This is a genomic window from Synechococcus sp. CCY 0621 (assembly GCF_019038465.1).
In the GTDB taxonomy this organism is placed as follows: domain Bacteria; phylum Cyanobacteriota; class Cyanobacteriia; order PCC-6307; family Cyanobiaceae; genus Cyanobium.
In genome coordinates this window covers 170,489-182,540 of record NZ_JAFKRH010000014.1, presented here as the reverse complement: position 1 = coordinate 182,540, position 12,052 = coordinate 170,489, and the positions used below count along the sequence as shown (strand labels likewise).

Annotated in this window: 6 protein-coding genes; 3 read left to right on the top strand and 3 right to left on the bottom strand. The window is 69.1% G+C overall.

The genetic code is table 11. The annotated features are described in order from the left end of the window. Positions 1–39: 39 nt before the first annotated feature. A complete protein-coding gene (locus tag KUG43_RS04755) occupies positions 40–1,758 on the top strand; it encodes a ShlB/FhaC/HecB family hemolysin secretion/activation protein (protein ID WP_216906623.1) in 1,719 nt (572 codons plus the stop codon). A 17-nt stretch (positions 1,759–1,775) separates the two neighbouring features. Here the strand turns inward: KUG43_RS04755 and alaS are convergent, their stop codons facing one another. The 3 genes from alaS to KUG43_RS04740 form a co-directional block, all read right to left on the bottom strand. After that, on the bottom strand, positions 1,776–4,445 hold the full coding sequence (gene alaS, locus KUG43_RS04750) for an alanine--tRNA ligase (protein ID WP_216906621.1): 2,670 nt from the start codon (positions 4,443–4,445) through the stop codon (positions 1,776–1,778). A 65-nt stretch (positions 4,446–4,510) separates the two neighbouring features. Next, positions 4,511–6,406, bottom strand: coding sequence for a glutaminase A (gene glsA / locus KUG43_RS04745; protein WP_216906619.1), 1,896 nt, complete (start codon positions 6,404–6,406; stop codon positions 4,511–4,513). Positions 6,407–6,495: 89 nt separating this feature from the next. Beyond that, positions 6,496–8,313, bottom strand: coding sequence for an HD family phosphohydrolase (locus KUG43_RS04740; RefSeq protein ID WP_216906617.1), 1,818 nt, complete (start codon positions 8,311–8,313; stop codon positions 6,496–6,498). A gap of 157 nt (positions 8,314–8,470) precedes the next feature. Between KUG43_RS04740 and KUG43_RS04735 the strand changes: the two genes are divergently transcribed. Together KUG43_RS04735 and KUG43_RS04730 are read left to right on the top strand one after the other, a co-directional pair. Beyond that, a complete protein-coding gene (locus tag KUG43_RS04735) occupies positions 8,471–8,947 on the top strand; it encodes a hypothetical protein (protein WP_216906615.1) in 477 nt (158 codons plus the stop codon). Next, positions 8,944–12,045, top strand: a complete 3,102-nt coding sequence (locus KUG43_RS04730; protein ID WP_216906613.1) for a DEAD/DEAH box helicase — start codon at positions 8,944–8,946, stop codon at positions 12,043–12,045. The genes KUG43_RS04735 and KUG43_RS04730 overlap by 4 nt, the downstream gene beginning before the upstream one ends. Positions 12,046–12,052: the final 7 nt, after the last annotated feature.

Here is a 12,052-nt window from a genome sequence, read left to right as displayed (position 1 = left end):
ACCAGCTTCTCTTTCTAAGCGAGAACACGCCCCACCCAGATGCTGCTCCTTCTCGCCCAGTTGGTGGCTCCACCCCTGCAGGACGGTCCGGTCCGATTGCCAGGTCCCCCCCGCCAGCTGGAGCGACCGACCCTCGCCGAACCGCAGCAGCCCGCCCCCGTCGACATCCGGCCCCTGGAAACACCGGAGCCCGGGCCCGACGGCATCCGGCCGGTACCCTCCAGCCCAGAACCCGCTTCCCAGGAACCCTCCCCCCTTCCAGCGGGGCCACTGCCCGAGATCCGCGGACTGACGCTCTACAGCCCTCTCGAGGTGCGCGGGATCCTGGCCGAGTGCAGCAGGATCGCCGATCCCCAGGAACAGCTCAAGGCCTGCGCCGTAGCCCTCAGCACCCGGCTGGTCTTCGATGGGTACGTCAGCAGCCGCGTCTACGTGGTGAGCGACCCGGCCCCTGGCTACCTGAATGTGGTGGAGGGGACTGTCGTTGGGATCCAGGTGTCCGGCAGCGATCCCCGGTTGAACCGTCGTGTCGCGCGACTGCTGAACCCCCTGCGGGGTCAGATCCTGCGGTTGTCAACGGTGGAGCTGCAGTTGCAGCTCCTCAAGCGGCAGCCAGGCATCAAGAGTATCCGGGGGACCCTGGCGCGGCTGGGTAGTGATCCCTCCGAAGGGGTTTTCCGGGTCGCGGTGGAGCCGGCCAGCGAGCCGTGGCAGGGGGATCTGGCGATCCGCAACGACGGCACCGGCGGCTCAGGGGAGTTCCGGGCCGTGGCCACGCTGCTCAAACCCGGCCTGCTGCAACGAGGCGACACCCTGCTGATCTACGGCGAACTCAATGCCACCGACACCCCCGAACTGGGAGCCGCCATTGCCTCGCTGAGTTACACCTACCCCTTCAGCGACACCTTCAGCCTCACCGGTGGTTTCGGCTTCAGTCGCCGCAACCTGGTGGAGCTGCCGGCGCCGGTGGACGGGTTCTCCACCAGCCAGTACCAGGGCCTGGCCCAGTTCGAATGGGTGTTCCGCGAATCCCTGAGCCAGCGCTGGAGTCTCTTCGCCGGCTACAGCAACAGCCGCAGCAACACCTACGAACAGGGCGCCGTTCTGCCAGCAGCCGTACCTGAAAGTGTCCGCAGCCCTTCCGGCGGTTACCTGCGCTTCGGCATCAATGGCAATGTGGCCAACCGCCATTCCAGCTGGAACGGCAGCGCCTACCTGCTGCAGGGCGTCACGGCAGCGACCCCCGCGGTCCAGCGCCAGCAACTGGCGGAGGCGGGAATCGCCATCGGCGGCGCCACCGCCATCGGCGCCATCCTGTCCGGCTCCTGGACCGTGGCACCCCGCTGGCAGATCAACCTGCGCACCGCCGCCCAGCTGGCCTTCGCACCACTCACCTCATCCATGCAGTTCACCCTCGGCTCCGATGTGGGGTTGCGTGGCCTCCCCGGCCAGCTCGTCAGCGGCGACAGCGGCTGGCTGGCCAGCTCCGAGGCGGTGTGGACCTTCTGGAACGGCAAGACCAGTGCCCTCCAGCTCGTGCCGTTCATTGGCGCCGGGGGCATCCGCAGCAATTTCACCGGTGGCTCCTTCGGCGACACGGTGGGGGCAGGCGGGGTGCTGGTGCGCTGGCTGGCCAGCAATCACTGGACGGTGGAGCTGGGCTGGGCGCGGCCCTTCTCCAGCAACGACAACTTCGGGGTCTGGAACGACTGGCTGCTGGGACAGGGCCTATACACCAAGGTGAACTACCGCTTCTGAGCCCCAGCCTCTGAGGGTCAGACCCCGACCAGCTGGTCGGCCAGCCGCCGGCGGGCCTCCACCAGCGCCCCGTCGAGGGCGCCGCCGTCTCGACCTCCCGCCTGGGCCAGCTGGGGACGGCCGCCACCACCGCCGCCACAGAGCTGGGCGATGCCGCCGATGAAGGCACCTGCCTTGGCTCCGGAAGCCACCACCGCCGCACCGAAGGCGGCCACCAGCATCACCTTGCCCAGTTCCCCAGGATCCGGCAGACCACCGAGCACCACGGCCGCCCCCTCACCGAGCTGCTGCTGCAGGCGCTGGGCCGCCTCCTGGAGTCCGGCCCCGTCCACCCCATCGAGGCGCTGCACCAGCAGCCGATGGGGGCCGAACGCTTCAGCCCGCTCCGCAAGGGCACTGGCCTTGGCCACCGCCAAAGCGCCGCGCGCTGCCACCAGCTCCTTGGCGGTGGCCCGCAGCTCATCGGCCTGGGCGGCGACCCGCTCAAGGATCTCGCCGGGCTGGGCCTTGAAGCGATCAGCCAGCTCCCGAACCACCCGGTCGCGCTCCCTCAGGTAAGGCAGCAGGGCGGGACCGGCCACGGCCTCGATGCGGCGGATCCCCGCCGCCACGCCCGTCTCGGCGATGATCCGGAACAGGCCGATCTCAGCGGTGTTGGCCACATGGGTGCCGCCGCAGAGCTCCATCGAGACACCGGGGACATCCACCACCCGAACGACCTCGCCGTACTTCTCACCGAACATCGCCACGGCTCCGGACGCCCGGGCCTGCTCCAGGTCCATCTCTTCCACCACCAGGGGATGGGCCTCGGCGATCCAGCCGTTGACCAGATCCTCAATCTGTTCCAGTTCGGCCGGGGTGAGGGCCCGGGGGCAGTGGACGTCGAAACGCAGCCGGTCGAAGTCCACCAGGGATCCCGCCTGGGTGATGCCGTCATCGACGACGTGCTTGAGGGCCGCCTGCAGGAGATGGGTGGCGGTGTGGTGGGCCTGGGTGCGGCGGCGGCAACTGCGATCCACCCGGGCCTGCACCACCTGGCCCACCGCCAGACTGCCGCGCTCGACGCGGCCGCCGTGCACGAACACACTGCGGTTGCGGCTCACGGCATCGATGGGCACGATCAAGCCGGCCTCCGCCTCGCCGGCCAGCAGCACGCCCCGGTCGCCCACCTGGCCACCGGATTCGCCATAGAACGGCGTGCTGTCCAGCACGATCTGCACCGCATCACCAGCGTTGGCGACGGTGGCCGGTTCGCCGTTCACCACCAGGGCCAGCACACAGGCCGCCTGGTCGAGGGCCTCGTAGCCACGGAACTGGGTGGGCTCAAGGGCACCGGCCACCTGGTCGATCGCGCCCTGCAGGGTGAGGTCGATGCTCACGGCCGCGGCCTTGGCCCGCTGCCGCTGCCGCTCCATGGCCGCCTCGAAGCCGTCCAGATCGACTGTCAGGCCATGCTCTTCGGCGATCTCCTCGGTGAGCTCCAAGGGAAAGCCGTAGGTGTCGTAGAGCTCGAAGGCCGCATCGCCACTGATGCGCTCCGGCCGGGCGGCGAGCACCTCGGCCAGCAGCTTCTCGCCCCGCTCCAGGGTTTCCAGGAAGCGGGCCTCCTCCCGCACCAGTTCAGCCAGGATCACCTCCCGCCGCACCAGCAACTGCGGGTAGGCCGCCGCCATCAGGGCGATCGCCGCCTCCCCCATCGCCACCAGGAAGGGGCGGTCGATGCCCAGCAAGCGGCCATGGCGCACCACCCGGCGCAGCAGGCGGCGCAGCACGTAGCCACGGCCGAGGTTGGAGGCGGTGACCCCATCGGCGATCAGCTGGGTGATGGCCCGGCTGTGGTCGCCGATCACCTTGAGCGACGTCTGGCCACGGGCATCAAGGGCGGGGTAGTCCAGCCCCGCCAGCGCAGCGGCCGTCTCGATCAGGGGATAGATGAGGTCGGTTTCGTAGTTGTTCGGAACCTTCTGGAGGATCTGGGCCATGCGCTCGAGGCCCATGCCGGTGTCGATGCTGCGCCGGGCCAGGGGCGTGAGGGTGCCGGCCGCGTCGCGGTTGTGCTGCATGAACACCAGGTTGTAGAACTCGATAAAGCGGCCGTCGTCCTCCAGGTCGATGGCGTCATCGCCCTGTTCGGGGTGGAAGTCGTAGTAGATCTCCGAGCAGGGGCCACAGGGGCCGGTGGGGCCTGAGGCCCAGAAGTTGTCGGCCTCATCCATGCGGATGATCCGCTTCGGGTCCACCCCCACGGTGTCCCGCCAGATGGCCGCCGCTTCGTCGTCGTCCCGGAAGACACTGACCACGAGGTGGGCCGGATCGAGGCCATACACGTCGGTGATCAGCTCCCAGGCCCAGCGGATGGCCTGCTCCTTGAAATAGTCGCCGAAGGAGAAGTTCCCCAGCATCTCGAAGAACGTGTGGTGCCGGGCGGTGCGACCCACGTTCTCGATGTCGTTGGTGCGAATGCACTTCTGGCTGCTGGTGGCCCGGGGCGCCGGTGGCGCCGCCTGGCCGAGGAACACCGGCTTGAACGGCAGCATGCCGGCGATCGTGAGCAGCACCGTGGGGTCGTCCGGCACCAGGGAGGCACTCGCCATCAACCGGTGGCCCCGCTGCTTGTAGAACGAGAGGAACGCGTCGCGGATCTCGGCTCCGCGGCGAGGCCTGGGGAGGGTGGGGTCGGCAGCCATCACGGGAACGCAGGGAGAGGTCCTGGCACAGGCATGATCGCCCAGCGCCGGAGCCCGGCGGGCGCTCAGTAGTGCTCCATCAGGGTCAGCTGGACGCTCGTCTGGCTGAGCTTGGCGCCGATGTCGCAGGTGAGCGCCTTGAGCAGGGCGATCACCACGTCCGGATGGCTGGCACTGAGGGCCTCGAAGTCGCTGCGGTGCAACACCCAGCACTCGCCGGGCCGGGTGGCGATGATGTCGGCGGTGCGGGGCGTCTGGGCCACGAAACCGATCTCCCCGAAGCAGAGCCCCGGGCCGAAGGTGGCCAGCCGGGTGGAGTGGCAGACGCCATCACCGGTCTTGATGTCGAGGGCGATGTCGAAGGAGCCGGAACGCACCAGGAACAGCTCATCGCCGGGATCACCCCGGCGGATGACGAAATCCCCGGCCGCGAAGGATCGTCTGGCCATGCGATCCACCAGGATCCGCCGATGCTCCTCGCTCAGGGGCGCCAGAAAGCCCTGCTCACCGAGGTCGTCGCCGCTGCCGCCGGAGCCCCCATCGGCCTGCTGGTCATACCACGACAGGAGCAATTCCTCGGCGGCCTCAAGAGCTGAATCCAGGTGTTCATAAGCATCGATGCGATCGGTGATGTTCCAGTCCGGCTTGGAGACCATCGGCAGCCTGCCGGCGCGGGAGAGGAGAATCTCGACCCCACTGTCCTCCAGTGAACAGAGCTGGCGGTCCAGCAGGTCGGAGGATTCCATCGGGCACTCGGTCACGTGGGCCAGGTCGAGGATGAGGATGCGCACGTCGTTGCTGAGCCGCACCAGTTCGGAGGCCAGCTGCTCGATACCACCGAAATCGAGCACCCCCTGCACGTGGATGATGCGCACCTCGTCCCGGTGGGGCGCCAGGAGCTCCAGCTCCCGATCGCTGCGCCAGCGGCGTGATTTTCGCTGGGATCCCTGGTAGGAGCGGCGGATGGTGGCATCGGCCTGGAAGTACTGGTTGAACAGGCTCAGACCCACCCCCACCGACAACTGACGGCAGACCGCCACCCCCCGGACGCTGTTACCGAAGTTGTCGAGGGGCGGGGAGTAGGTGGCGATGCCGAGCCGTCCCGGAATCACCGCCAGAACACCGCCGGCGACCCCGCTCTTGGCCGGAATGCCGACGTCATGGAGCCACTGGCCGGCGAAGTCGTACATGCCGCAGGTGCCCATCAGGGCCAGCACCCGAACGGTGATGTCGTGGGAGAGGGGCTGGCCGCCGGTGAAGGGATTGCGTCCCTGGCAGGCCAGGGTGGCGGCCATCACGGCCAGGTCGCGACAGGTGACGGAGATGGCGCATTGGCGGAAATAGAGATCGAGGGCCGGTTCCGGATCCGATTCGATGATGTTGAAGTTGCGCAGCAGGTGGCCGATGGCGCGGTTGCGGTGGCCCGTTTCCTTTTCCGAGCGGTAGACGTCCTCATTGATCCTCAGGCGCCGGCCGGCCAGCTCGCCGAAGTACTCCAGCAGCAGATCGATGGCGCCGCTGGGATCGGCGTCACAGATCTGGGCGGAGGCGGCGATCGCACCGGCGTTGATCATCGGATTGCGCGGCTTGCCCGAATCCGGGTCCAGGCTGATGGCGTTGAAGGCTTCCCCTGAAGGCTCCACGTCGATCTTGCTGGCCATGAAGTCGAACGAGAGCGTCTTCAGTGCCAGGGCATAGATGAAGGGCTTGGAGATCGACTGGATCGTGAACTCCTTCCTGGTGTCGCCGATCTCATAGATCCGCCCCCCCGACGTGGCGATGACGATGCCGAAATCATCCGGGCAGGCCTTGGCCAGCTCGGGGATGTAGTCGGCCACCCTGCCCTCCCGGACCCCGGAAAAGGACGCGTGCAGTTCGGCCAGCAACTCCTGAATGACGTTGGCATGGCGGTCGGCACCCGGCCGCTGCGGCAGGTCGTCGTCCCGGAGATGGTCAGACATTAGGTAGCGACAGATACCAGGAAGTGGGCACGCTTGCTTGGCCCATCACCCACCATGGCAGCGGCAGGTGTGACGGCGGACGGCAGCCCTCACGGGACGCGTTGTTCTGGGTCCAGCAGCGCGTCCAAATCCACTGGATCGATCTGGTCGGCGGCCAGGAATCGCTTCGCATAGGTGAGGTAGACCCCGGATCGCAGGAAGAGATCGAAAAGGTCCGCATCGATGCGGCCACGATCCCGCAGCCCGGCCAGGATCGCCAGAGACTGGGACAGGGGCATGCCCCGTTTGTAGGGGCGGTCGGCGGCGGTGAGGGCCTCGAAGATGTCGGCGATGGCCAGGATCCGGGCCGGGATCGACAGCTGCTCCGCCGTCAGTCCCCTCGGGTAACCGCGGCCATCCAGGGTTTCATGGTGCGCCCCGGCGATCTCCGCGACACGGTGCATCGACGGGGGAAAGGCCATGCTCTCCAGCATCACGATCGTGTGGATCATGTGCTCGCGGATCTTGTAGATCTCCTCCGGGGTGAGCGTGCCCCTGGCCACGGAGAGGTTGTAGAGCTCGCCACGGTTGTAGAGCAACTCCGGCACCGTCAGGTTGAAGCCCCACCTGGACTCGGGCACGTCGGCGGCGGGCCTGGGCAGGCGGTGGTGGGGGGCGTCACTGAGCAGGGTTTCGGGGGCTGGCAGGGGCACCGGCGGGCCGCTGCGTCTGGCCTGCTCCTCCCAGCCCAGCCCCTGCCGGTCGTCGAAATGGCGCCACCAGCGGCGCACAGCCAGCCGCTGGAGCTGGGCGAGGTCCCCAGGGTCGGTGCCCTCACTGCCCAGATTGCAGCGGGCCACGCAGGCGAATTCCCGCTGCAACTGCTGCTCCAGTTGGGCAAAGTCCAGCTGCAGGGTTTCAGGGTCACCGCCCGCCAGCAAGCCCTCCAGCATGGCGATGCGCCCATCCCGCAGCAGCACCTCAAAGCGGGTGCGGATCTCATGGATCCGGTTGGTCGGGGCGTCCAGCTTGGTGGCCTTCTCCACCACGGCTTCGGGGGTGACGACCTTGCCGCAGTCGTGCAGCCAGGCCGCCGTGCGGAACTCCCGCCGCTCCGCCTCCCCCCGGAAGCGGAAGGCCGCCAGCGGCCCCGCCTCGGTGGCCTCCGCTGCCTCCGCCAGCAGCAGCGCCAGTTCCGGTACCCGGGAACAGTGGCGGCCGGTGTGGGCGCTGCGGGCATCGATCGCCCCCGCCAGCATGGCGATCATCGAATCGATCTGCCGCTGCTGCCCTTCCAGGGCCTGGGCCCGCTCGACACAGACGGCCGCCAGGGCCGCCAGGGCCTCGATCAACTGCTGGTCGCCGGCGTCGTAGGGACGCACCAGCGCCGCCGCCGTCTCGGGGGTGAGCAGGGAGGCGGACTCCCGCTTCCTGTTGATCAGCTGCATCACCCCCACCACGTCTCCGGCCATGGTCCGCAGCGGCACCACCAGCATCGACACCGCCCGATAACCCGTGCGTCGATCGAGCGCGGCGTCGAAGTGATAGGGACGATCGGGCGGAATCGCATACACGTCCGGCAGGTTGAGCACATCGCCATGCAGGGCCGCCCAGCCGACAAGGCGCTCGGGAGTGATCGGGAAGCGCACATCCAGGAGGCCCGAATCGATGCCGGCCCCTCTAGCCGCCAGGGAGCTGTTCTGGAAGGCCGTGAACCAGAGGCGTCTCTCGCCTTTCTCCTCTTCCACCAGGTAGATGCTGCCGGCATCGCTGAGGGTGAGATCTCTGGCACTGGAGAGGATCTGTCGCAGCAGGGCGGGAAGGTTCAGCGCACCGCTGATCGCCGTCGCGATCTGGAGCATCTCCGGCAGGGCACGCCTCGCCTGGTGGGCGTCGGAGGCGTGCGGTGGCGGATGGGCGGCGCTCAAGATGGTGGCCTGCCGAAATGGGCCTTCCTGGCACACCCATGGCCGTGAACGGAACGACGCCCGATGACCGGCCAGGGGTCGGAGAAAGGCTGAGGAAAGGTCTGTGCTGGTTGAACCGCTGGCATGGCCAGCATCACTGGATAATGTAAGCCTGCCGATGGCCAGGCATGATCGGGCCATCGCCAAGGCCTTGCCGTTGACCCAGGCGTCCGACGATTCCCGTGCCCGTCTGCGGCTGCAGTCCCTGTCGTGGGCGCTGCTGGGCGGACTGGCCGCCGCCCTGATCGGGCTGCCGGCCGGCCTGGACAGCGGACTGCGGTCGGCGGGCTGTGGCTTCTTCTACGGTCTGCTGGCCTTCCACCTGCAGCGGGTCGATCCCGACGACGAGCACCTGGCCGCCGGCCTGGTGGGGGCGGTGTGCGGGATCCGCAGCCTGGGGGGACCCGTGCAGATCACCTCCCTGGCCCTGCCCGTTCCCGAGCTCCACTCCCTGCTCCACCAGCCTCTGGCGCACAGCGCCATGGCGGCGATCATCGAGCTGATGCGCGGCTGGTTGCCGCTCTGGCTTCCCCTGATCGGCAGCGCCCTGCTGCTGAGGGGCGCCCAACGTCTGTTGCCCGCCTTGCGGCCATGAGCCTCCTGCACGCCACCTGGCTGTTTCCTCCCGAAGGGGCCGGGGGCCGGCTGCTGCTCTGGGCCGACACCTGGCGGGTCGCCGCACCGGTGGCGCCGCTGCGCACCGTTCCCGACCATCCCCTGTCCCTGAGCGTCGACGATCTGGGCGCCTGGCTGGATGACCATGGCCTCTGGTCGGAGGCCTTCCGCCCGGCGGAGGCCCTGCTCACCCTGCCCAGCCGCAGCCAGGGGGCCCGCGGCCGCCGCAAGGCCGCCAGTGAGGGGCTGGCCGCCTGGAGCGGCCTGCCGCTCCAGGCGGGCGAGCCGATCCCGAAGGAGGTGCAGTGGTGGCCCTGGCGGGTGGAGGGGCTGGCCCTTGATCCCGCTGGGGCCGGCGACTGGCTCGCCGGGCTGCCCCTCTCGGGCGACGATCCCGGGCTGGCGGACGATCTGCGCTGGTGGAGCCACCTGGAGCGCTGGGCCCTGAGCCTGATCGCCCGGGGCCGCTGGTTGCCCCAGGTGGAGGAGGACCGGGCCCGCTGGCTGCCCCTGCTCAACCGGGAGGGGGACCGGCGGCGGCTGGAAGAACTGGCCATCCGCCTGCCCCAGGTGGCCACCTGCGCCATGGCCGCCGGGGCCACCGGGGACGGGGGCCTGGCCTGCCGCCGCCCCGGCAGCGGCCGACTGCGGGTGGCCAGCCTGCTGGAGGCCCTCCTCGATGGCCAGCTGCGCAGCGGTTTCCGGCCCGGGGCCGAGGGTCTGGATCCCCTGCTGGGGGCCTGGCAGAAGGCCCTGGGCCCCGGCCCCGGCCGTCTCGAGCTGGACGAGGAGGAGCGGGAGCGGCTGGCCGTGGCCACCCAGCACTGGCGCGAAGCGGTGGCGGGGCGCGTGGCGCCGGCCAGGACCTGCCTGGAGCTGTTCACCCCCGAGGAGGGCGAAGAGCTCTGGGAACTGCGCTTCTCCCTGCAGGCGGAGGCTGATCCCAGCCTGCGCATGCCGGCCCGCACCGTCTGGAATGCGGGCGACGGCAGACTGCAACTGGGCGAAGTGGAGGTGGCCGAACCGGGCCAGCTGCTGCTGGAGGGCATGGGCCGGGCCCTGCAGGTGTTCGAACCGATCGGGCGGGGCCTGGATGCGGCAGCTCCCGAAACCATGCAGCTCACGCCAGCCGAAGCGTTCGTGCTGGTGCGCACCGCCGCCACCCAGCTGCGCGACGTGGGCGTGGGCGTGGTGCTGCCCGCCAGCCTCAGTGGCGGCCTGGCCAGTCGGTTGGGCCTCTCGATCGAGGCCGAGCTGCCCGAGCGCTCCCGCGGCTTCTCCCTCGGGGAAAGCCTCGCGTGGAAGTGGGAGCTGATGATCGGCGGCGTCACGCTGACGCTGAAAGACCTTGAGCGCCTCTCCGCCAAGCGCAGCCCGCTGGTGCAGCACAAGGGGGCCTGGATCGAGCTGCGCCCCAGCGATCTCAAGAACGCCGAGCGCTTCTGTGCCGCCGATCCCAACCTCAGCCTCGACGATGCCCTGCGGCTGACCGCCAGCGACGGCGACACCCTGATGCGACTGCCGGTGCATCGCTTCACCGCCGGGCCCAGGCTGCACGCCGTTCTGGAGCAGTACCACCAGCAGAAGGCCCCGGATCCCCTGCCGGCACCGGAGGGCTTCGCCGGCCAGCTGCGGCCTTACCAGGAGCGGGGCCTGGGCTGGCTGGCCTTCCTGCACCGCTTCGACCAGGGGGCCTGCCTGGCCGACGACATGGGCCTGGGCAAGACAGTGCAGCTGCTGGCCTTCCTGCAGCACCTCAAGGTGGAGCAGGAGCTGAAGCGGCCCGTCCTGCTGGTGGCCCCCACCTCGGTGCTGACCAACTGGAAGCGGGAGGCGGCGGGCTTCACGCCGGATCTGGAGGTGCGCGAGCACTACGGCCCGCGCCGGCCGTCCACCCCTGAAAAGCTGGCCAAGGCCCTGGACGGGGTGGACCTGGTGCTCACCAGCTACGGACTGCTGCAGCGCGACAGCGAACTGCTGGAGAGCATCGACTGGCAAGGCATGGTGATCGACGAAGCCCAGGCGATCAAGAACCCATCGGCCAAGCAGAGCCAGGCGGCCCGCGACCTGGCCCGCCCCGGCAAGCAGGGGCGCTTCCGCATCGCCCTCACCGGCACGCCCGTGGAGAACCGGGTGAGCGAGCTGTGGGCCCTGATGGACTTCCTCAACCCCCGGGTGCTGGGGGAGGAGGGTTTCTTCCGCCAGCGCTACCGCCTGCCAATCGAGCGCTACGGCGACATGAGCTCCCTGCGGGACCTCAAGGCCCGGGTCGGGCCCTTCATCCTGCGGCGGCTCAAGACCGACCGCTCGATCATCTCCGACCTGCCGGAGAAGGTGGAACTGCGCGAATGGGTGGGCCTGTCGGCCGAGCAGACGAAGCTCTACCGCCAGACCGTGGACGACAGCCTCGACGCCATCGCCCGCGCGCCCCTGGGCCAGCGCCATGGCCAGGTGCTGGCCCTGCTCACCCGCCTGAAGCAGATCTGCAACCACCCGGCCCTGGCCCTGAAGGAGGGCCGGGTGGACAACGGCTTCGCCAGCCGCAGCGCCAAACTGCTGCGCCTGGAGGAGATCCTCGAGGAGGTGATCGAGGCGGGCGATCGGGCCCTGCTGTTCACCCAGTTCGCCGAATGGGGCCACCTGCTCAAGACCTACCTGGAACAGCGCTGGCGTCAGGATGTGCCCTTCCTGCATGGCGGCAGCAGCAAGACCGACCGGCAGGCGATGGTGGACCGCTTCCAGGAGGATCCCCGCGGTCCCCAGCTGTTCCTGCTGTCGCTCAAGGCCGGCGGCGTCGGCCTCAACCTGACCCGGGCCAGCCACGTGTTCCACATCGACCGCTGGTGGAACCCCGCTGTGGAGAACCAGGCCACCGACCGGGCTTACCGGATCGGCCAGACCAACCGGGTGCTGGTGCACAAGTTCATCACCAGCGGTTCGGTGGAGGAGAAGATCGACCGCATGATCGAGGAGAAATCCAAGCTGGCCGCCGACATCGTCGGCAGCGGCGAGGAATGGCTCGGAGGCTTCGACGTGGGCCAGCTCCGGGACCTGGTGGCCCTGGAGGACGGGCCCTGACGGCCTG